This window comes from Pantoea sp. UBA4549 (assembly GCF_002387285.1).
GTDB lineage: Bacteria > Pseudomonadota > Gammaproteobacteria > Enterobacterales > Enterobacteriaceae > Pantoea > Pantoea borealis.
The window spans coordinates 133,907-156,167 of record NZ_DGLH01000005.1 but is presented as its reverse complement, the minus strand read 5'-3'; the positions used below and the strand labels follow the sequence as shown (position 1 = coordinate 156,167).

Genomic DNA, 22,261 nt, shown 5'->3' with positions numbered 1-22,261 from the left:
AGCCATTAACGCGGTTTGCGCGCGGGCATCATACGCAGCAGCGTATTGTCTTTAAACAGATAGTGATGCGCCAGCGCCGCCAGCGCGTGAAGACCGATCAACCAGTAACCCAGCGGCACCAGCGTTTCATGCCAGTCAATCAGCGTATCAGCCAGGTCCGGATCGGGCGCTGCGCTGACCGGCATCGGAATGCCAAAAATCCACCAGTCGCGGCCAAGCCAGAATCGGGAAAGAATGCCCAGCACCGGCAGGGTAATAAACAGCAGATAGATCGCCAGATGGGTAAGATGTGCCAGCCCGGTCTGCCAGTGAGCAGGCTTTGGCACAATAGCTGGCGTACGGTGACGAAACCGCATGACCAGCCGTGACAGCATCAGCAGCAGCACGCAGCTGCCGGCAGAGAAATGCGTCACCACCATGAAGAGACGCTGCCAGGAGCCGCGCGGCGCCAGGCCGCGGAACTCCATGGTGCAATAAGCGAGAACAATTAAAATAAAGGTCAGCCAGTGAAGCAAAATCTGCGCAGGGGCATATTTTGTGCTCATCATTCCATTCCATTCGGTACGAAGCGGTAGTGCTACAATAGCCGAAAGCAGAGTGAAAAAAATGCCCTTTCTGCGTCATCCTGACCTGAATGATGTTACTGCAGTGCCGCAGGCTAAAACTCAGCGCCGGGCAACCTGCTGTGCATCATTACCGGACTTACCGGCTGCCACAAGCTCATCATTGAAACGGGCGGTCAGAACGGAGTAGGTCTCCTCAGCTTTCATGCGATAGAGCTTTTCAGAGGGATGAATACAGTCAGGTGACATCAGCGACTGCCACTCTTTCATCTGCAGAATACGCTGATACTGCCGTGCCAGCGGCAGCGACTCGGCGCGTGCCAGCGCGTCGAGTTTGGTGACATAAGGCGCAACGTTCCACTTCTTTGCCCCCCCGCAAATCGGATGCGGTTCCTGTAACACGACCTGTTTACCCTCCTCGCGGGCAATAGCGATCAGCTCCGTCATCACCTTAGTATACTGGTCCGGACTGACGATATATTTGGCTTCGGTATCTTTAAAATGGAAGTGTCGCGCATCGTTAGTCGCGAAGTTCAGCAAAATTATTTTAGCGGGCGAGCGCTGCATTTCTTCACGCCAGCTTTTATTCTTTTTATAAAAGTATTTCGGGTGCAGTAAATCCATCGCCTGAGCCGAAGCGGCTCCCTTATTTACCACACGGATGCCCGGACCATACTTTTCGCCAAGCCATTTATTTATCAGGGCAATCTCATTGTCTTTGATGTTGATGTTATGTTGTTTGCCATTCTCTCTGACAGCCATTGCCCCCAGCGTGCTTGAACCACCGTAAGCTTCAATAATAAAGTTATTACTGGTATCAGGCGCGTTCGCCCATGCGCTATTTTGCAGGACAAATCCGGTAACCAATAATGAAGCAAAACGAATCAGTGAATAAGGCATAGCAAATTTCCCGCCTGGTGAGGCTCAACAATATTTAATGGATCGGTTAATGAAAGAGTAAAATGTAACCATAACAGCTGTGATACAGGTCATACAATCTTAAAGCGTGAGGAGAAAATCAAAATCAGGTTAATTCTTAAACTCTGGTAATAACGTTGTGAAATGATTTTTCTAATCAGCAGGATAGGCAGGAGCACTGTTATAATTCATGGTCCTGATTTTTAGCGGCAAGCGCAGCGTATTCTGCTGATTCAGAACAACCACGCTAAACCTTTTCATCAGATGTCTCTGTCAGAATCTGACGCCGGAAAAGCGCTCAGGCCAGGAGGACGCTGATTCTTCGCTAAAAGAAGATGCTGACGGCATAGCGTGGAGTCCGCATAACGCATTAACTCTCTAACAGTTTCAAACAGATAACGCTGCTTTACTGAACAGGTCCGTAAAAATGTTACAACTTTTACACAATAGCGAAATTCCTAATCGTTAATCATAAGAATGTATACAGAATTTTCTGGTATTACCTGACCCACGATTAACTTATATTCCGCTCACAATCCCCATCAAGGTATGCGATGTGAAAACACAATCCTTTTTGTCCAGCCGAAATATCGGTCTGGATCTGCTGCGTGCCGGGTTAATTCTGGAAGGTGTCTTGTTACATGCTTCAAGAAGTTTACCCGGTGAAAACCCCTGGTATTATACGGCGCAGCGCGATCCTGCTGAGATATTTACTGCGCTGGTAAGTATGTTTCATACGTTCAGGATGGAAGTGTTTTTCTTTTTATCGGGGATGTTTTCCGCCCTCATTATTCTCCGTAAAGGGCAGCAGTTTTTTACCGAGAATCGTCGCAAACGCGTATTAGTTCCGCTTATTTCAGCCTATTTGTTTATTCCGCCGCTGATGTATTTCATCACGGGTCAGATAAATGACAGGCCTTACTCGCTGGAAGGCTGGCTGAACAGCTACACCATGATGCACCATTTGTGGTTTCTGGTTTCGTTAAGCATCATGTCACTCGCTATACCTGGCAGCTTTTATCAGTGGAGCGCGCGCCAGTTGGGTAAACTCTCGCTGCCCATGCTGATTGCGCTGCTGGTTGTGCTGGGTAACGCCTGTTTCGTGCTGAAATTCCTGGTCAAAGGGCGCGGTGAATTTGTTGAGCTGATCCCGATTACGGCACGTTTCCTGGTCTACTACACGGCGGGCTATGCGCTGTATATCAATCGCGAGAAGATTGCGCATTACGCGAACAGCAAACTGATGAACAACTGGCTGATTGCCGCGCTGGTGGCTGCCGTCTGGGCAGGCTGCTACTACATTGCGCATAATCATATTAGCGGTGTGGTCAAGTATGTGCCGGTAATAATGGGCAGCGTGCTTTCAGCCATGCTCTCTTACTGGATGGTATTCACCTTTGAAAAAATTCAGGTTAAAGAGAACCGCATACTGACCGCTATCGTGGATTCAGCCCTGATCATCTATCTGCTGCACTATCCGGTGGTGATCGCCTTCTCCTGGCTCATTGATGACTGGCTGCCTGCCAACTATGCCGTGCTATATGTGCTGATTGATTGTGCCATTGGTATCGGGCTGAGCGCCGTCTGCTACTGGTTTATCAAACGCTCACGCGTGGCCTCTATGATGTTTGGCCTGAAGCCAAAAGCGAAGAAAGTGCCGGTGCCGCTCGAAGCCCGCATGTGATCCGTTTCACCCGCCAGCGCGTCAGCTGGCGGGTACGGTATTATCCCGCCCTGAACCCCATTATTCTGACGTATACCGCAAAACCCCGGTCACAATCTGGTAAATGCCTTTCTCAATGTCTACACCTTTCCTGCAATACCACCCCGCCTGCGGATGAGCCGCATGCGCATTCCGCCTGTTTAGTCGCCAGCGTGGCGATCGGGTATTTCAGGAGTCAGATATGCGTCATTCCCGTTTTACACCTTCGGCACTTGCCGGTGCCATTGCTCTGACTGCCGTTGCCGCAGCACCTGCTTACGCCTGGGATAGCCTGACTGTATTTGGCGATAGCCTGAGCGACAGCGGTAATGTGGGTCGCTTTACATATGATGGTGCACGGCATCCCCTGTATGACGACATTCTGGCGGCTGACCTCGGCCAGTCACTGCGGCCTTCATCGCAGGGCGGCAGTAACTATGCAGAGGGCGGCGCAGTCACCGTGCCGGCGCTTAACCCGGCGTTAAATACCCAGGATCAGCTTGCGCGCTGGCTGCAACTGAATAACGGTCGCGCGCAGAGCAATGGCCTGTATATTCACTGGGCTGGGGCTAATGATATTGCGGCGGCGGTGCTGGCAAATCCGCTGACCGCGCCGCAGACCGTTGCTGTCAGCGCCAGCGCGGCAACGGCACAGGTCAGAACGCTGCTGGAGGCGGGCGCCGGCGCGGTGATTGTGCCCAACGTGCCCCAGCTCGGCACAACGCCGTTAATGGTTGAGACAGTCATTCAGCTGATTAGTCCGCTGGGTGATTCAGCGCTGCAGGCAGCGTTTCAGTCACTGAACGCGACGCCGGTGCTGAGTACGGCTGCCCGCGAGCAGGCTATTCAGACCGCATTCAGCCAGGCGGCGGGTGAAGTGTCGGCGATCCCTGCCGTACGCGAGGCGCTGGCGCAGCAGCTGTTTGCGCTCTGGCAGGTATTGAGTGAGCAGGTGACGGCACTCTCTGACGGCTTTAATCAGCAGGAGGAAGCGGGGCTGGCCGCGCTCAGAGGCAATATCGTGCGTGCTGATATTGCCGGCCTGCTCAGTGAAGTGATTGCCGATCCTGCGCGCTATGGTTTGACCAACACCATTGGAATGGCCTGTCCGCCAGGTACATCCGCTGCGGAGTGTACCTCTGCCACGCCAGGCTTCAGTGAGGCGCAGCGCTTTCTGTTTGCTGACCGGCTGCACCCCTCACCGGCGGTACATGCAATGATTGCGGATTACATCCGCTCGATTCTTGAGGCGCCGGCGCTGGTCTCGTCACTGACCGCCGCCCCGACGGGGCTCGCCCGTGATATGCAAAATACGCTGGAGGGACATCTGCAGCAGCAGCGTCAGCAGACGCCGGATGCCGGTGAATTTAGCGTGTTCGGAGGCTATGCGGGACAGCACGCTGACTATCGCGGTGGCGATCGGCTGACGGGCGATGCCACCCGTGCCAGCCTGACGCTGGGGATAGGGTATCAGCTGACCGATAGCTGGCAGGCGGGTCTGCTGCTGTCACGCAGCGATCAGCGCCAGCATCCTGACGAGCGTTACACCTACAAGCTGCGCGGCAATCTGGTGGCGCTCTACAGTCAGCTGACGCTGTTTGACCAGGGCTGGATTAATGCAGATGTGCACTACGGCGATCTCAGCTATGACAGTATTGAACGCCGTATTCACATCGGGCCGGCCACTCGTACAGAGCAGGGGAACAGCAGTGGCAAACTGCTTGGTTTTCGTGTGCAGAGCGGCTGGGATTTTCCGCTGACTTCCCATCTCTCTACCGGTCCGGTTGTGCGCTATGCACTCGATTACACGCGCGCCGGTGGCTACCGTGAAAACGGAGACAGCAGCACCGCCATGCGTTTTTCCGATCAGACCCGGCACACGCAGACTGGCGCAGCAGGCTGGCGCATCGATACCTCGCAGTGGCCGGTCAATCCGTGGGCGGAAGTTACCTATAATCGCCAGTTTGGTGACGCTGAGAGCAGCGTTCGCGGTGGGCTGAAATCAACCCGCACGGCTTTCACCCGCACGGTAAGCAGCGGTGATAATAACTGGCTGGAGGCGGCAGCGGGCGCCTCTGTGCCGCTGACAGAGACCGTCAGCGCGTTTACCGGCGTTTCTGCTATCAGCGGCAATAGCGATCGGCGGCAGATAACATGGAATATAGGCCTTAACGCCACGTTCTGAAGGTGAACAGGGCACCGGCTGCCGCAGATATCCGCAAAAGCGGATGCGGCTGTCCGGTACAGCCCGGTGAATAACAGGTATAATCTGCCAGATTAGCCAACAGATTCAGGATCGGAAATGTCTAAACTTACGCTACAGGAGCAGATGCTCAAAGCCGGATTAGTCTCCAGCAAAAAAATGGAAAAGGTGCAGCGTACGGCTAAAAAGTCACGCGTGCAGGCGCGTGAAGCGAAACAGGCCGTTGAAGAGAACAAAAAAGCGCAGCTTGAGCGTGATAAGCAGCTTAATGACCAGCAGCGTCAGGCGGTGCTGGAAAAAGAGTATAAGGCGCAGGTAAAGCAGCTCATTGAGATGAACCGTATTACGACTGGACGGGGTGATATCGATTTTAACTTTACCGATAACAATCTGATCAAAAAAATCACCGTTGATAAAGCCACGCAGGCGCAGCTTATCAACGGCCGTCTGGCCATTGCCCGTCTGGTTACGGAGAAAAGCGATTACGCGATTATTCCGGCCAGCGTGGCGGATAAGATCGCACAGCGCGATGCCAGCGCGATTGTGCTGAACAGCGCACTGAGTCAGGAAGCGCAGGATGAGGATGATCCGTACGCTGACTTTAAAGTGCCGGATGATCTGATGTGGTAAGCAGTCTGGCGTTCAGAACGGAGCCGGCAGCTGCAGATGCAGCGGCTGCTGGCTGACCGGATGAACAAACCGGATCGCACTGGCGTGCAGCATCAGGCGCGCCGCCTCTTCTGTGCCCGGTAACCGCCGGCCACCATAAAAGTCGCAGCCCAGAATCGGATAACCCAGCAGCTGACAGTGAAGACGCAGCTGGTGGGTACGCCCGGTTTCGGGCATCAGCATCACGCGCGTCAGCGGCAGCCCGTCAGGCTGATAAACGCGTGCCGTGACCTGATAACGCGAGCGCGCCGGTTTACCCTTAACCGGACAGACTGACATCAGCGGAAAGTGCGCGGGATCTTTTGCAATCGGCGCATCAATCACGCCTTCATCGCAGGGCAGATGCCCGCACAATAGCGCGGTATAGATTTTTTCAACCTGTCGCATACTGAACTGCGCGGAAAGCGCAGCGTTGATGGCTTTGCTCCGGGCGATGATCATCAGGCCGGATGTGCCGAAATCGAGCCGGTGCACCAGCGAGCAGCCCGGGTAGCGCTGCAGCATCCGGTAATGCACTGAATCACTGTTTTGTGGATTTTTACCGGAGAGGCTCAGCAGACCGGCGGGCTTACCTATCACCAGCAGGTGTTCATCCTGCCAGATAACAGTAATCTTTTCATGGCACGGCGGCGCGATAAACGCGTCAAAATCAGCAGTCATAGCGCATCTGTATTGGGCTAACGGATGCTGATGATAGCGAAACCGTGTGCATCAGTCGCGGCTTTTCCAGCGCTGCTGCAGATAGCGTACTGCTTCCTGCGTCTGCGGCTGTGACAGATACCCCTCGCGGAAGAGGATCGTGCCATCAACATCCGGCAGCGACTCATTCAGCTCAATCTGCTTTTTCAGTTCGGGTACGCCTCCCTGACGCGTCCAGTCGGGCTCCATTTTAGACGCCACGCCCACTTTATAGAGCGCAACGCCAATGTAGAGGCGCACCGGTGTTGGACGAACTACGTCTGCCCACCAGCGGGTCAGCACGTCATAGCGTGCTGCTGCGCGGGCAAACGGCCAGTAAAGCTGAGGGGCGATATAATCCAGCAGACCACGCTGTACCCAGAGGCGCGTATCAGCGTAAGCCTCATCGTAAGCTGCGGCACCGCGCGTATCGGAACCGGCCGGGTCGTGAGAGAGATTACGCCACACGCCAGCCGGACTGACGCCAAACGCCACGTCGGGCCGCAGTTTTTTTACCGTGCGCGAGACCTGCTCAATCAGCTGTAGCGTGTTATTGCGCCGCCAGTCAGCTTTAGTGGCGAAACCGGCGCCATATTGACGAAAAGTCGCGTTGTCATTCAGAGGAGAGGCCGCAGTTTCGGTGTAGAAATAGTCGTCAAACTGCACGCCATCCACGGCGTAGTGCGAAACCACTTCAGCCACAATACTGGTGATCCAGTCGCGCACGTCGGGAATACCCGGATCCAGTACCAGCCGGTCGCTCGCGGTGCGGATCCAGCCGGGATGCAGAACATAGACGCTGGCAGGCTGCTGTGTCAGCGTGCGCTGCAGTTCGCGCAGGGTACCGGGTTTGACGTTGGTCGAGACGCGATAGGGGTTAAACCACGCGTGCACTTTTATGCCTCGCTGATGCGCTTCTTTCAGCAGAAATGCCAGCGGATCGTAGCCAGGATTTTCTCCGATATGGCCGGTCAGCGTATCGGACCAGGGCAGGATTTTTGAGGACCAGAGCGCGGTGCCGTCAGGCTTGACCTGGAAAAACACCGTGTTGATCCCAAGCTGCTTTAACTGGTCCAGTCTGGCGATAAGCGACGCCTGCTGCAGACGAATACGTTCAGCCGGCGCGGCCGTCACCGATGTCACCGGCGGCCAGTCGAGGCGTGAAACAGTCGTGAGCCATACGCCACGCATCGGCTCGCGCGGCGCGTCCGGGGTGAGCGTAACCGGTGGCTTTGCCACGGGTGGCAGCGGCGTCACCAGCGACTTAGGCGGTGTGCCGGCACAGCCTGCCAGCAGCAGTGCCAGCGCGCCGGTGCGCAGCAGCGCTGTCAGATGAAAACGCGATAAACAGGCTATGGTAAACTCCCTTTATAAACGGCTAAGTCTGGCGCTGCCATTTTCAGGGCGTGCGTCAGAAAGTCAACCTTAACGGATGGTGAAGTGCCACCGTCCACGCGTGAGAATAAAAAATATGCAATATGAAGATCTCTATCGCCGCATCGGACAAATTCTCTACAGCTGCGGTCCGGAAGGCGCCCGACAGCTGACGGTACAGGCTGAGCTGTTTGCTGACGAGGAGGGAGGGCAGTATCAGTTTAACTATCTGGATGAGCAGGGTGAACCTGACTGGTTTGAGCCTGATGCGCGAGCCATTAGCGATCTGACTGACGCACTGAAAGCGTTTCAGCACTATTTCGTTGAGCATGAGCTGTCGCCAGGACAGCCCGTCTGGACACACTGCGTGGTGAAAATTGATGTGCCGGAGTCGGCTCTCAGCATTGACGTTTACTGAAACCGGGCATCCCTGCCCGGAACCGTGACTCAGGAACGAACGGCTACCATTCTGGCGTGGCGGCGCGCCGCGCGTTTGCGGTGTACCAGCCGGCTGGCAGCCAGCACCAGCAGCGTCAGAATAGCGGTGGCGATGATCTCCGGGCGATGCTGCTGATTAAACAGCATCGAGCCGAGCACGCCGATGATAAATACAATGGTCGCCCAGGTGAGCCCCGGAAAGAGCCACATGCGATAGCTCAGGGTCTCGCCACGCGCCTCGCGTTTTTTGCGCAATACCAGGTGAGAGGCCGCAATCACCAGATAGACCAGCAGCGCAATCGCGCCCGAGCTGGCCAGCAGGAACTCAAAAACGGCGCTGGGTGCCACATAATTAGCAAACACCGCCAGAAACGCCGCTGCGGTTGAAAGTAATACGGCAACCCACGGCGTACCGCTGCGCGTGGTACGCGAGGCGGCAGCGGGTGCATCCTGACGACGCGACAGCGAAAACAGCATACGCGAGGCGGTATAAAGCGCTGAGTTCAGGCAGCTGCATACGGCAATCAGTACCACAATATCGACAATAAGACGCGCATGAGGAATGTTCATTATCTCCATCGCGGTCTGATAAGAACCATTCTTCATCAGCGCCGGACTGTTCCACGGCACCAGCGAAATCACCAGGAAAATTGACAGCAGATAAAACAGGGCGATACGCCAGATCACAGAATTAGTCGCCTGGGTGATCTGCTTTTTCGGTTCGCGCGACTCCGCTGCGGCAATCGTGACAATTTCCGTGCCCATAAAAGAGAACATTGTGGTCAGAATGGCGGCCAGCACGGCGCTGATACCGTTCGGCATAAACCCTCTGGTATCCCAGAGATGCGAGATCCCCTGCGTGTTGCTGCCGGGCAGCAGGCCAAATACCGCCAGGCTACCTGCCACCAGAAAGCCGACGATCGCGACCACCTTCAGCAGAGCAAACCAGAACTCAAACTCGCCATAGTTTTTCACGCTGAACAGATTGCTGACGGTAAGAAACGCCGTGATCGCCAGAGTATATTCCCAGACGTCCACCTGCGGAAACCAGCCGTGCAGAATAGTGCCGGCGGCGTTCGCTTCAAGCGGGATCACCAGCACCCAGAACCACCAGTAGAGCCAGCCGATAGTGAAACCGGCCCAGCGCCCCAGCGATTTGTCAGCATAGGTGGAAAAAGAGCCGGAATCAGGCGAAGCAACGGCCATCTCCGCCAGCATACGCATAATCAGCACCACCAGCGTACCGGCGGCAATATAGGCGAGCAGCACCGCCGGCCCCGCTTCGGCGATAGCGTGCCCGGAGCCCACAAACAGGCCGGCACCGATAACGCCGGCAATAGAAAGCATCCTCACGTGGCGCGGCTTCAGGCCTGGTGCCAGTACGTCGGCATTCTGAGCGGTCATAGTTTTTTCTCCGAATCGTCTCTCAGGCGACGCACCGCGCCGCCTGGCGTGAAGGTGGACAGTCTGGCCTGCAGCGGACAGGCCAGAGGTGCAACGCGGCTTAACGCTGCGGAGTGAGCAAACCGCCCAGGATATCGAGCGCCTGGCGGAACTGCGCATCCGGAATGGTCAGCGGATAGAGGAAGCGGATGACGTTACCGAGCGGTCCGCAGGTCAGCAGCAACAGCCCCTGTGCCATCGCCTGTTGCTGCAGCGTCTGCGCAGTCTGCGCATCAGCAAACTCTACGGCAACCATCGAACCCAGCGCGCGGATATCGGTGATAGCCGGCTGCGTGGCGCGTGCGCCCTGCAGGAATTCAGTCAGTGCGGCACCAAGCTGTACGGAGCGTTCGCAGAGCTGCTCTTCGGCAATAACATCCAGCACCGCGTGCGCCGCCGCAATAGAGAGAGGGTTACCGGCATAGGTTCCCCCCAGGCCGCCGGGGCCGGGCGCATCCATAATTTCTGCGCGGCCACTCATGGCAGAGAGCGGCATTCCCCCTGCGAGGCTCTTTGCCATGGTGATCAGGTCAGGCTCAACGCCATAGTGTTCCATGGCAAAAATTTTACCGGTACGGCCAAATCCGCTTTGTACTTCATCAGCAATCAGCAGGATCCCGTGCCGATCGGCCAGCGCACGCAGCTGCGTCATGAATTCAGGTGGCGCGATATGAAAGCCACCTTCGCCCTGGACCGGCTCCAGCACAATCGCGGCCACATCCTGCGGAGCGATATCCTGCGTAAAGAGATCATGCAGACTTGCCAGCGCATCCTCCGTGCTGATGCCGGTAACGCTGTTTGGGTAGCGGGCATGGAACACGGATGCAGGCATCGGACCAAAGTCGCGCTTATACGGCGCCACTTTGCCGGTCATAGCCATGGTCATAAAGGTGCGGCCATGAAATGCATTGCCGAAGGTGATAATACCGTGGCGCCGGGTGGCGGCGCGTGCAACTTTGACGGCATTCTCTACCGCTTCAGCGCCGGTGCTGAAAAACGCGGTTTTCACTTTTCCGGTAATCGGCACCAGATCGTTGATGCGTTCCGCCAGCGCAACATAGTTCTCATAAGGCGTGACCTGGAAAGCGGTATGGGTAAATTTTTCTAACTGGTCTTTGATGGCCTGCACGACGCGCGGATGACGATGGCCGGTGTTCAGAACCGCGATTCCGCCGGCAAAGTCGATCCAGCTATTACCCTCAGTGTCATGCAGCGTGGCGTTCTCTGCCTGCTCAACAAACCACGGACACAGGTTACCGGTGCCGCGTGGCAGAGCATCATCTTTACGTTGTTGCAGCTGGCTGTTTTTACCTTCCATAACCTTTCCTTAGCGATAAGCTTCTTTACAAATCACGACAAACACGCTTATTTATGCCTGCAGCGGCACAGGTTGCCAGAGCCAATTCAACGAAAAAGGATGGAGCCAATTGCGGAGTTTGTACGCCGATCATGTATTGGAGCGCCTGCAGTTTGTCGCGGAAGGCACGCTGCAGCAGCGGCTGCTTATCTGCATGCAGCAGGCGATTGCTGAAGGTATTTTTCCGCGCGCCTCGCGCCTGCCCGCCACGCGCGATCTGGCCCGCGAGCTGGCGGTATCGCGCAATACGGTGCTAAACGTGTATGAAAATCTCATTGCGCAGGGTTACGTTACGGCCCGTACCGGCAGCGGTACCTGGATTGCGGAGACGCTGCCGGAGGGATGCCTGAACAGCCCGCAGCGCGTTCCTGAGTCTGCCGCTGTGCTGACCAAACCCGCTGCGCTGTCGCGGCGAGGCGCAACGCTGCTCGGACATGCCAACGCCTCGCCGTGGCAGTGGGGCGCGTTTGTACCGGGCGCGCCCGATGTGCGTCAGTTCCCGCATAAGCTGTTCAGTCAGATCCAGGCGCGACTGAACCGCGATCCGGAGATAGAACGGCTGATTTACAGTAGCAGCGGAGGCTGTCCGCAGCTGCGTCAGGCGCTGGCGGAGTATCTCAGCGTGGCGCGTTCGGTGCGGGCAGACGCCGACCAGATTATTATTACCGAGGGGGTACATCAGGCGGTGGATCTGGTGACACGCGTGCTGTGCGACGCGGGCGACCCGGTCTGGATCGAGGAGCCGGGCTACTGGGGAACGCGTAATCTGCTGCGGATTAACGGTCTTAAAATCCAGGCGAAAGCGGTAGATGAACAGGGCATTATTCCCGATCTGCCCTCGCGCAGTAAGCCGCCAAAAATGATATTTGTGACGCCGTCACATCAATATCCGCTGGGCGTGCATCTCAGCCTGGAGCGCCGCAGACAGCTGCTTGATCTGGCGCGGAAACATAAAAGCTGGCTGGTCGAAGATGACTACGACAGTGAGTTTCGTTTTTCCGGCCAGCCGTTTCCGTCGCTGCAGGGCTTTGAGGCAGATGCACCGGTTATCTATATGGGCACCTTTTCTAAAACGCTCTATCCGGCGCTGCGGCTCGGCTATCTGGTTGTGCCTAAAGCGCTGGCTCAGCCGTTGCGGCTGGCGGCGGCGGAGCTTTATCGTGGCGGTCATCTGCTGATCCAGCGTGCGCTGGCAGAGTTTATTCAGAAAGGACACTACATGGCGCATATCCGCCGCATGCGGAAGCTCTACAGCCAGCGGCGGCAGTTCCTGACCGGGCTTATTGCCCGTTATCTTGGCGAAGCGTTTCTGCCGGCGGTGAACCATCAGGCGGGCCTGCATCTGGTGCTGCCGCTGCCGCAGGGGTGCGATGACGTCGCGATTGCTGCGCTGGCGCTAAAGCGCGGCGTGAAGGTGCGTGCGCTGTCGCAGTATTATATGCACCCGCAGGAGAAACGCGGTTTATTGCTGGGATATGCCTGCGTTGACGAGCGTCAGTGTCAGGATGCGTTTGGCGCGCTGAAGGGCTGTCTGCTGGAGGCGGGAGTGATAACGCGCGGAAGCGGCCCGGAAAATCCGGCATAAAAAAAGCCGGCCACCCGTGAAGGGTGCCGGCCAGATTTCAGCGGGATAATCAGGCGCTCAGCAGCTGATCGGCCGTTTTTTCCACCAGTGCCAGTAGCAGCTTAATATCATCCAGCGTGACGGTGGGATTCAGCAGCGTCAGCTTCAGACAGGTGACGCCCTGATTCTCGGTCACACCTACGTTAGCGCGGCCCGACTCCAGCAGAACATCGCCGATGCGCTGGTTAAACAGCGCAATCTGCGCAACGTCAGTGAGCTGCTGCGGACGATAACGGAACAGCACGCTTGCCAGCTGCGGCTGCATGACCAGTTCCAGACGCGGGGTGGCTTCAACATACTGTGCCACTTCCTGCGCCAGAGTGACGCCGTGGTCGATAATCGCTGCATACTGTTTCTGACCCAGCGCTTCCAGACCCATCCACAGCTTCAGCGCGTCAAAGCGGCGCGTAGTCTGCAGCGATTTAGAGACCAGGTTCGGTACGCCCGCTTCTTCATCAAACTCGGAGTTGAGGTAGGCCGCCTGATAACGCATCAGTTCATAATGACGCGCATCCTTCAGCAGAAACGCGCCGCAGCTGATGGTCTGGAAATATTGCTTATGGAAGTCCAGGGTAACGGAGTCCACTCTATCCAGGCCATCCAGATAGTGACGATACTTCTCTGACAGCAGCAGCGCGCCGCCCCAGGCAGCATCCACGTGAACCCAGATATTACGTTCAGCGGCGATGGCAGCGATTTCACGCAGCGGATCGATAGCGCCTGCGTCGGTGGTTCCCGCCGTAGCAACAATCGCCAGTACCTGTTCGCCGTTCGCTTCAGCCTGCGCCAGTTTGGCCTGCAGATCGTTGACGTCCATGCGCGCAAAGTCATCGGACTTTACCTGAACCACTGACTGATAGCCGTGGCCCAGCAGCGCCATGTTCTTCTGCACCGAGAAGTGCGCGTTTTCAGAACAGAACACTTTCATCTTACGCAGATCGCCGGTGATACCATCCTGCTGCACCGAGTGGCCCTGACGGGCAAAGAACGCATCGCGAGCCAGCATCAGGCCCATCAGATTGCTCTGGGTACCGCCGCTGGTAAAGACGCCGGCGTCTCCGGCAGCGTAACCCACCTGAGCACGCAGCCATTCAATGAGTTTGACCTCAATGATGGTCGCTGAAGGGCTCTGATCCCAGGAATCCATGCTCTGGTTCGTGGCGTTGATCAGAACTTCGGCGGCCTGGCTTACCACCAGGCTTGGGCAGTGCAGATGCGCCACACACTGCGGATGGTGCACTGACAGGCTATCTTTAAGGAAATACTCAATCGCGCGCTCAATCGCGGCCTGGTTACCCAGGCCGTCAGGATTGAAGTCAAGCGCAATGCGCTCACGCAGTTCGGCAACCGTTTTGCCCTGATACATCTCAGGCTGCTGCAGCCACTGCACAACCGCGGCGCTGCTCTGGGCAATCGCCTGCTGATACGCCTCAATGCTCTGCGCAGAGGCGGCCAGAATCGGATTCACTTCACTCATTTACTTTTCCAGTCAAACAGGTTTGACGCCAGCGCCCAGCAGCGCCTGCTCAAATTTATCCAGGAACACGGCCAGCTCTTCGTTAGTGATAAGCAGGGATGGCAGCAGACGCAGCACAGAACCGTGACGGCCGCCGCGCTCCAGAATCAGGCCCGCTTCGAAGCATTTCTTCTGCAGCAGCGCAGAAAGCTCGCCATCTGCCGGGAAGCTGCCCATGTGGTCAGCCGGCTCATCGGGCTTAACGATTTCAATACCAATCATCATGCCCATGCCGCGAATGTGACCGATAACCGGGAAGCGCTGCTGCATCTCTGCCAGCTGTGCTTTCAGCCACTCACCCTGTTCAGCGACTTTCGCAGCAATATTCTGCTCAGTCAGCACTTTCAGGGTAGCCAGACCGGTTGCCATCGCCAGCTGATTGCCGCGGAAGGTACCGGTATGGTGGCCCGGTGACCAGGCATCGAACTGCTTTTTAATGCCCAGCACAGCGAGTGGCAGGCCACCGCCAACCGCTTTTGACATCACGATGATGTCTGGTTCAATGCCGGCGTGTTCAAAGGCGAAGAACTTACCGGTGCGGGCAAAGCCTGCCTGAACTTCGTCCAGAATAAGCAGAATGCCGTGCTCCTGCGTGACTTTGCGGATGCGCTGCAGCCACTCAGCCGGAGCCGGGTTCACACCGCCTTCACCCTGAACCGCTTCCAGAATAACGGCTGCCGGTTTACGCACGCCGCTTTCTACGTCGTTAATCAGGTTGTCGAAGTAGTAGGTCAGCGCTTTCACGCCTGCGTCACCACCGATGCCCAGCGGGCAGCGATACTGGTGCGGGTAAGGCATAAACTGCACTTCCGGCATCATGCCGTTAACCGCTTCTTTTGGTGACAGGTTGCCGGTTACGGCGAGCGCACCGTGCGTCATGCCGTGATAGCCGCCTGAGAAACTGATAACACCGCTGCGGCCGGTAACTTTTTTCGCCAGCTTCAGTGCAGCCTCAACGGCGTCCGCGCCCGATGGGCCGGTAAACTGCAGGCAATACTCTTTGCCCTGGCCAGGCAGCAGAGAAAGCAGTGATTCAGAGAATTGATCTTTCAGCGGTGTGGTCAGATCAAGAGTATGTAACGGCAAGCCGCTGGTAATGACATTTTGGATGCTCTGCAGAACATCAGGGTGGTTATGACCAAGTGCCAGCGTCCCTGCGCCAGCCAGACAGTCAAGATATTGCTTATTCTCAACATCCGTAATCCACACGCCGCTGGCTTTAGCGATAGCTAAAGGCAATTTGCGCGGGTAACTCCTGACGTTTGATTCAAACTCAGCCTGACGGGCTAAGAATGCGTCGTTGTTTCCGTTGAATGAGCTGGCACCAAAATTATCAATACGGACTTTATCCGTCATCATATCTCTCCTTCAACCGGGGCTCGCAGTGGCTGGCCGATTGACTAATTGAACAAAAAAGTATCAGTAATGTAAAAAGCGCGGCCAATATAGAGCCTTTTTACTGACATCACAATGATTAATTTTGTGTAGAATTGTTTATTCTTTTCATATACGAATCATAACGTTGGACAGAAACTGGCCGTTGTTATTTCTCTGCTAAAACGGTCAGGTTCAAATTATTGAATGAATAAAGAGACTTATGCCCGCCAGTGAAAGCCATGGACCAAACGGGATAAGGCGGCCAGGCTGCTGAAAACGCCATAATCTGACAAAGGTCACAAAAATCAGCGCGCTGCCACTGGCCATAATCAGCAGCACTGGCAGTGACGTCAAACCAAGCCAGGCACCCAGTGCCGCCAGTAATTTGGCATCTCCCTGTCCGACACCGGACTGGTTTCTCAGCAGCTGATAACACCAGCCAGTAAAACGCATCACGCCATATCCGGCCGCAGCGCCTGTCACCGCATCATGGAGCGTGCCTGGTAATACATCAGCGCTATGCAATAACAGGCCGAGCCAGAGCAGCGGCAGCGTAATCGCATCCGGCAGCAGCAGATGCGTCATATCGATAAGGGAGAGCGCCAGCAGTGCCCATGCCAGCAGCAGTGCGGCAATCAGCCGGCTGTCAGCGGGCAACAGCACGATCAGCAGCAGGGAGAGCAGGAGTGTCGCGATCTCAGTAGCCGGATAACGGCAGCCGATCGGACTATGGCAATCGCGACACCGGCCGCGCAGCAAGATCCAGCTCAGCACCGGAATCATGTCATACCAGCGCAGGGCGCGTTCACAATGTATGCAGCAGGATGAGGGCGTCAGCAGTGAGGTGAGCGTGGCCGCCTGTGCGATATGCCGCGGTAACCGATACACGACAACATTAATAAAGCTGCCAACGGCCAGCGTCAGCAGGGTAACCAGCAACATCACCATATCGTCTTCCTGCTCTCATCATGTTATTAGCCTGCGAGCAACCTACCTCATCCTCTGGGGTAACGGGAGTGACAATACTCATTTTCAATAACTTGCAACGTTCGTTGCGCGCCGGGTTCAGAAAAACAGCGTATCAAACCCGAATAACCGCTGCGCTTTTTGCTGCATCGCGCCCGGCACAATTATCAATCAATCCTCAACGCTGAAGAAGTTGGCTGAATAATCACCGTAAATTTAATGTTGCGTTAAGTTTTGCTGCTTATGGTGATTACGCAGGAAAAATAGCAGGCTGGCTAATGATTTGGCAGGCCGCATCAGGAAGTGATAAACCCGGCAGCAGACAAAATGTCATGAGGTTTTTCGCCTGAACGCGTTGAAAGTACGTTGAGGTTGCGCGTGATAGCTGATGCAGGCTCTGGCCCTGCATCTGTATCAGAGCATAATTGATAAGGTGGATTTATGTCTTTCTTACCCTTTTCACGCCCCGCTTTGGGCGAAGAAGAGCTGGCTGCCGTCAGGGCGGTATTTGCTTCTGGCTGGATTACCACCGGCCCGAAAAATGCCGAACTGGAGCAGGCTTTCTGTGAGCTGACCGGAAATCAGCATGCCATTGCCGTGAGTTCAGCCACCGCCGGCCTCCACGTCACGCTGCTGGCGCTGGGCATTCAGCCCGGAGATGAGGTCATTACCCCTTCACTGACCTGGGTCTCTACACTCAATATCATTACGCTGCTGGGGGCCACGCCGGTCATGGTCGATGTTGATCGCCATACGCTGATGGTGACAGCAGAACAGATTGACGCGGCGATCACGCCACGCACCCGCGCAATTATTCCGGTGCATTACGCCGGTGCGCCGGTTGATCTTGCGTCAATCTGTGCGCTGGGCGAGCGCTATGGCATCCCGGTAATCGAAGACGCTGCACACGCAATCGGCTGCCACTATGACAGCCAGCATGTCGGACAGCGCGGCACGGCAATCTTTTCACTGCACGCCATTAAAAATATTACCTGTGCCGAAGGCGGGATTGTTGTGACGGATGATGGTGACCTGGCCGACCGGATACGCAGCCTGAAGTTTCACGGACTGGGCGTGGATGCCTGGGATCGCGATACGCACGGGCGAAAACCGCAGGCAGAGGTGATCGCGCCTGGTTTTAAATACAATCTGCCGGATATCAACGCCGCTATTGCGCTGGTCCAGCTCGGCAAACTGGCCGATATCAACCGCCGTCGCCGGACGATTGCGCAGCGTTACCTGCAGGCGCTGGCGGATACGCCTTTTCTGCCCCTGAAACAGCCTGACTGGCCACATCTGCACGCCTGGCATCTGTTTATCATCCGCGTCGATGAAGCCACCTGCGGCATCAGTCGCAATGCGCTGATGGAGGCACTGAAAGCAGAGCAGATCGGCACCGGCCTTCATTTCCGTGCGGCGCATACGCATAAATATTACCGGGAACGTTATCCGCATCTTAGCCTGCCTGACACGGAATGGAACAGCGAACGTATCTGCTCGCTCCCGCTGTTTCCCGATATGCAGGACGAGGATGTGAGCCGGGTAATCAACGCGCTGCGCACGCTGGCAGGAGGCCGTCATGCTGGATGAAAAACCGCTTCAGAAAATCTCTGTGGTTATTCCGGTTTATAACGAAGAGGAGAGTTTGCCGGAGCTGGTACGCCGTACCAGCGCGGCCTGCGGCACGCTGGGCCTGAACTATGAGATCCTGCTGGTGGATGACGGCAGCAGCGACCGCTCGGCGCAGATGATCGCCGATGCTGCTGACATGCCAGGAAGTCACGTAGTGGGCGTTCTGCTTAACCGAAACTATGGTCAGCACTCGGCGATAATGGCGGGCTTCGCACACGTGTCGGGCGACATGATTATCACGCTGGACGCCGATCTGCAGAACCCGCCGGAAGAGATCCCGGCACTGGTGAAGGCGGCGCAGCAGGGCTATGACGTGGTCGGCACCGTCCGCCAGAACCGGCAGGATAGCTGGTTTCGCAAGCGCGCCTCACGCGCCATCAATCAGCTGATCCAGCGCGTCACCGGCAAAGCGATGGGCGATTACGGCTGCATGCTGCGCGCCTATCGCCGGCACATTGTCGACGCCATGCTCAACTGCCATGAACGCAGCACCTTTATTCCCATTCTGGCCAATACCTTTGCCCGCCGCACTATCGAACTCCCGGTCGCACACGCTGAGCGTGAGTTTGGCGATTCCAAATACAGCGTTATGAAACTCATCAATCTGATGTATGACCTGGTGACCTGTCTGACCACGACGCCGCTGCGCCTGCTCAGCATCATCGGCAGTCTGATTGCGCTGGCGGGCTTTGCCTTTTCAATACTGCTGGTGATCTTACGCCTGTTTTTTGGCGCCAGCTGGGCCGGCGACGGCCTGTTTATGCTGTTTGCGGTGCTGTTTATTTTTGTCGGTGCGCAGTTTATCGGGATGGGCCTGCTGGGCGAGTACATCGGGCGTATCTACAACGATGTACGCGCACGGCCGCGCTATTTCATTCAGCGGGTGATCCACCCGCAGCACGAAACCTCTCAGGTTCAGGAAATCAAATCATGAAAACAGTTGTTTTTGCCTATGCGGAAATGGGTTGCGCAGGAATCAACGCGCTGCTGAAAGCGGGTTTTGAGATCACAGCGATCTTTACGCACACCTACACCGCTGCAGAGAGCCATTTTTTTGATTCCGTCGCACGCCTCGCCGCTGAGCGCGGCATTCCGGTGCATGCGCCTGAAGAGGTTAATCATCCTTTATGGCTTGAACGTATCCGGGCACTGGAGCCTGATTACATTTTCTCATTTTATTACCGGGCGATGCTGAGCGACGCTATCCTGGGATGTGCAGCACAGGGGGCATTCAACCTGCACGGCTCGCTGCTGCCTGCCTATCGCGGTCGCGCACCGCTTAACTGGGTACTGGTTAATGGCGAAACGGAAACCGGCGTGACGCTGCATCGTATGGTGAGCCGGGCCGATGCCGGTGACATTGTCACGCAGGAGCGGGTCACCATTGATGAACAGGATGATGCGCTGACGCTGCACCGTAAGCTGGTCGCCTGTGCCACGCAGCTGCTGGAAGGAGCGCTCCCGGCGCTGAAGCGGGGTGAGGTCGTTGCCCGGCCGCAGGATGAGCGGCAGGCCACCCGCGTGGGACGCCGTACGCCGGAAGATGGACGTATCCGGTGGGAACAGAGCGCACGGCAGGTGAATAACCTGGTGCGCGCGGTCACCTGGCCGTGGCCCGGCGCATTTGCCTTTGCCGGTACGGTAAAGTTTATGGTGTGGAAAGGGCGTGTGCATACCGGCACGCCTGTTGCCAGAGCCGGGACCGTGCTCTCGGTTGATCCGCTGCAGGTCGCCTGCGGCGAGGGTGCGCTGGAGATTGTCACCGGCCAGTGTGATAACGGCGTGTTTATGAATGGCAGTCAGCTGGCGCAAAGCCTGGGACTGGTGCCCGGCGCGCTGCTTTACTCTGAGCCGGTGGCCGCTGTGAAACGCCGTACGCGGGTACTGATCCTCGGTGTGAACGGCTTTATCGGCAATCATCTGACTGAACGTCTGCTGCAGGATGATAACTTTGAGGTCTATGGGCTGGATATCGGCTCTGATGCGATAAGTCGTTTTCTCAGCGAACCGCGTTTCCACTTTGTTGAGGGCGACATCAGTATCCACTCTGAATGGATTGAATATCACATCAAGAAGTGTGACGTGGTGCTGCCGCTGGTGGCGATCGCCACGCCCATCGAGTACACCCGTAACCCGCTGCGGGTGTTTGAACTCGATTTTGAAGAGAACCTGAAAATCATTCGCGACTGCGTCAGGTATAAGAAGCGCATTATCTTCCCTTCTACGTCTGAAGTTTACGGTATGTGTACCGATCGGCATTTTGACGAGGATAGCTCCAACCTGGTCGTTGGCCCGATCAATAAACAGCGCTGGATCTACTCGGTTTCCAAACAGCTGCTCGATCGGGTGCTATGGGCCTATGGTGAAAAAGAGGGCCTGCGCTTTACGCTGTTCCGCCCCTTTAACTGGATGGGACCCCGGCTCGATAACCTTAATGCTGCACGCATTGGCAGCTCCCGCGCCATCACCCAGCTGATCCTCAATCTGGTAGAAGGATCGCCCATTAAGCTGGTGGATGGCGGGGCGCAGAAGCGCTGTTTCACCGACATCCGCGACGGGATTGAAGCGCTGTTTCGCATCATTGAAAACCGCAACGACAACTGCGACGGGCAGATCATCAATATCGGTAATCCGGAAAATGAAGCCAGTATCCGCGAGCTGGCGGAGCATCTGCTGACCAGCTTTGAACGTCATCCGCTGCGCGACCGTTTCCCGCCGTTTGCCGGATTTCGCGAAGTGGAAAGCAGCAGCTACTACGGCAAAGGGTATCAGGATGTCGAGCACCGCAAGCCGTCGATAAAAAATGCGCGCCGGCTGCTGAACTGGACACCCGACGTGGATATGGATACCACCATCGATAACACGCTGGATTTCTTTCTGCGCACCGCTGAACTGCAGGAGAAGCCATGAAAAAAGTGGGGCTGCGGGTCGATGTTGATACCTGGCGCGGCACCCGGCTGGGCGTCCCGGCGCTGCTGGAGCAATTCAGCCTGCATCAGCTGCAGGCGAGTTTTTTCTTCAGCGTCGGGCCGGATAATATGGGGCGCCATGTGTGGCGCCTGCTCAAGCCGCGCTTTTTCTGGAAAATGGTGCGCTCCCGCGCGGCGTCGCTCTATGGCTGGGATATTCTGCTGGCGGGTACCGCCTGGCCAGGGCGTCATATTGGTCGCGGCCAGGCGGACATTATTCGCGCCACCGCCGATCATCATGAAGTTGGCCTGCACGCCTGGGATCACTTTGCCTGGCAGACCTGGGCGGGCGTCTGGTCAGAACAGCGGCTGGCTCAGGAGATAAGCCGGGGTAAGCAGGCGCTGGACGCGGTGACAGGTGACAGTGTCACCTGCTCGGCGGTTGCCGGCTGGCGTGCGGACAGCCGGATTATTGCCGCAAAAGAGCCCTTTCATTTCCGCTACAACAGCGACTGCCGCGGCAGCGGTCCGTTTATCCCGCTACTGCCTGACGGCACGGAAGGCACGGTACAGATCCCGGTCACGCTGCCCACCTGGGATGAAGTGGTGGGGCATCAGGTAAGCGCAGCACGCTTCAACGATTTTATTCTTGAGCGGATGCAGCATGCCGCAGGTACACCGGTCTATACCATTCATGCCGAAGTCGAAGGGATAGCTGCGCGCGACGCTTTCAGCAATCTGCTCGACCGCGCCCGGCAGGCCGGTATTCACTTCTGTCCGCTCAGTGAGCTGCTGCCTGCCGACCTTTCCATGCTGCCACGTGCCCCTGTGGTACGAGGCAGTATCGCCGGTCGGGAAGGGTGGCTGGGCTGCCAGGCTGCAAACTAAACAG

At 56.6% G+C, this 22,261-nt stretch carries 18 protein-coding genes; 9 read left to right on the top strand and 9 right to left on the bottom strand.

The window, feature by feature from the left end; translation table 11 throughout:
- Positions 1-5: 5 nt before the first annotated feature.
- On the bottom strand, positions 6-545 hold the full coding sequence (cybB, locus tag B3041_RS01910) for a cytochrome b561 (RefSeq protein ID WP_065647353.1): 540 nt from the start codon (positions 543-545) through the stop codon (positions 6-8).
- Positions 546-665: 120 nt separating this feature from the next.
- Positions 666-1,463 (bottom strand): SGNH/GDSL hydrolase family protein, encoded by a 798-nt coding sequence (locus B3041_RS01905; protein WP_292968773.1) that lies wholly within the window; start codon positions 1,461-1,463, stop codon positions 666-668.
- 574 nt (positions 1,464-2,037) lie between these two features.
- On the opposite strand from B3041_RS01905, the gene B3041_RS01900 reads away from it, so the two are divergent.
- From B3041_RS01900 to B3041_RS01890, 3 genes are all read left to right on the top strand, one after another.
- Positions 2,038-3,165 (top strand): acyltransferase family protein, encoded by a 1,128-nt coding sequence (locus B3041_RS01900; protein ID WP_292968771.1) that lies wholly within the window; start codon positions 2,038-2,040, stop codon positions 3,163-3,165.
- Positions 3,166-3,385: 220 nt separating this feature from the next.
- Entirely contained in the window at positions 3,386-5,368 is a 1,983-nt protein-coding gene (locus tag B3041_RS01895) for an autotransporter outer membrane beta-barrel domain-containing protein (protein ID WP_065647356.1), read from the top strand.
- 117 nt (positions 5,369-5,485) lie between these two features.
- On the top strand, positions 5,486-6,016 hold the full coding sequence (locus tag B3041_RS01890; protein ID WP_065647357.1) for a DUF2058 domain-containing protein: 531 nt from the start codon (positions 5,486-5,488) through the stop codon (positions 6,014-6,016).
- A gap of 12 nt (positions 6,017-6,028) precedes the next feature.
- Here the strand turns inward: B3041_RS01890 and B3041_RS01885 are convergent, their stop codons facing one another.
- Both B3041_RS01885 and B3041_RS01880 read right to left on the bottom strand, forming a co-directional pair.
- Positions 6,029-6,715, bottom strand: a complete 687-nt coding sequence (locus tag B3041_RS01885; RefSeq protein WP_292968767.1) for an RluA family pseudouridine synthase — start codon at positions 6,713-6,715, stop codon at positions 6,029-6,031.
- Between the two features lie 51 nt (positions 6,716-6,766).
- Positions 6,767-8,065 carry a glycoside hydrolase family 10 protein gene (locus B3041_RS01880; protein WP_292969239.1) on the bottom strand — a complete coding sequence of 433 codons (1,299 nt, stop codon included), beginning with the start codon at positions 8,063-8,065 and terminating at the stop codon, positions 6,767-6,769.
- 139 nt (positions 8,066-8,204) lie between these two features.
- On the opposite strand from B3041_RS01880, the gene B3041_RS01875 reads away from it, so the two are divergent.
- Positions 8,205-8,525, top strand: a complete 321-nt coding sequence (locus B3041_RS01875) for a hypothetical protein (protein ID WP_065647360.1) — start codon at positions 8,205-8,207, stop codon at positions 8,523-8,525.
- Positions 8,526-8,554: 29 nt separating this feature from the next.
- Here B3041_RS01875 and gabP read toward each other — a convergent pair whose 3' ends face one another.
- A complete protein-coding gene (gene gabP / locus B3041_RS01870; protein WP_065647361.1) occupies positions 8,555-9,949 on the bottom strand; it encodes a GABA permease in 1,395 nt (464 codons plus the stop codon).
- A gap of 100 nt (positions 9,950-10,049) precedes the next feature.
- Positions 10,050-11,306, bottom strand: a complete 1,257-nt coding sequence (gene gabT / locus B3041_RS01865; RefSeq protein ID WP_292968765.1) for a 4-aminobutyrate--2-oxoglutarate transaminase — start codon at positions 11,304-11,306, stop codon at positions 10,050-10,052.
- Between the two features lie 109 nt (positions 11,307-11,415).
- On the opposite strand from gabT, the gene B3041_RS01860 reads away from it, so the two are divergent.
- The gene (locus tag B3041_RS01860) at positions 11,416-12,930 is read left to right on the top strand and encodes a PLP-dependent aminotransferase family protein (RefSeq protein WP_206099876.1); all 1,515 of its coding nucleotides are present in this window, start codon (positions 11,416-11,418) and stop codon (positions 12,928-12,930) included.
- A gap of 49 nt (positions 12,931-12,979) precedes the next feature.
- Here B3041_RS01860 and B3041_RS01855 read toward each other — a convergent pair whose 3' ends face one another.
- From B3041_RS01855 to B3041_RS01845, 3 genes are all read right to left on the bottom strand, one after another.
- On the bottom strand, positions 12,980-14,446 hold the full coding sequence (locus B3041_RS01855) for a pyridoxal phosphate-dependent decarboxylase family protein (protein WP_292968762.1): 1,467 nt from the start codon (positions 14,444-14,446) through the stop codon (positions 12,980-12,982).
- 12 nt (positions 14,447-14,458) lie between these two features.
- Entirely contained in the window at positions 14,459-15,841 is a 1,383-nt protein-coding gene (locus B3041_RS01850) for a diaminobutyrate--2-oxoglutarate transaminase (protein ID WP_065647364.1), read from the bottom strand.
- A 213-nt stretch (positions 15,842-16,054) separates the two neighbouring features.
- Positions 16,055-16,810 (bottom strand): prepilin peptidase, encoded by a 756-nt coding sequence (locus tag B3041_RS01845; protein ID WP_292968760.1) that lies wholly within the window; start codon positions 16,808-16,810, stop codon positions 16,055-16,057.
- A 459-nt stretch (positions 16,811-17,269) separates the two neighbouring features.
- On the opposite strand from B3041_RS01845, the gene arnB reads away from it, so the two are divergent.
- From arnB to arnD, 4 genes are read left to right on the top strand one after another with little or no spacing between them, the layout of a single operon-like run.
- Complete coding sequence (arnB, locus tag B3041_RS01840) at positions 17,270-18,418, top strand: UDP-4-amino-4-deoxy-L-arabinose aminotransferase (protein ID WP_292968758.1); 1,149 nt, start codon at positions 17,270-17,272, stop codon at positions 18,416-18,418.
- Positions 18,408-19,394, top strand: a complete 987-nt coding sequence (arnC, locus tag B3041_RS01835; RefSeq protein ID WP_292968756.1) for an undecaprenyl-phosphate 4-deoxy-4-formamido-L-arabinose transferase — start codon at positions 18,408-18,410, stop codon at positions 19,392-19,394. Before arnB ends, arnC begins: the two co-directional genes overlap by 11 nt.
- Positions 19,391-21,370, top strand: a complete 1,980-nt coding sequence (arnA, locus tag B3041_RS01830; protein WP_292968754.1) for a bifunctional UDP-4-amino-4-deoxy-L-arabinose formyltransferase/UDP-glucuronic acid oxidase ArnA — start codon at positions 19,391-19,393, stop codon at positions 21,368-21,370. Before arnC ends, arnA begins: the two co-directional genes overlap by 4 nt.
- Positions 21,367-22,257: a 4-deoxy-4-formamido-L-arabinose-phosphoundecaprenol deformylase gene (gene arnD, locus B3041_RS01825; protein WP_292968752.1), complete on the top strand. Its 891-nt coding sequence runs from the start codon at positions 21,367-21,369 to the stop codon at positions 22,255-22,257. Before arnA ends, arnD begins: the two co-directional genes overlap by 4 nt.
- The last annotated feature ends 4 nt before the right edge of the window (positions 22,258-22,261 follow it).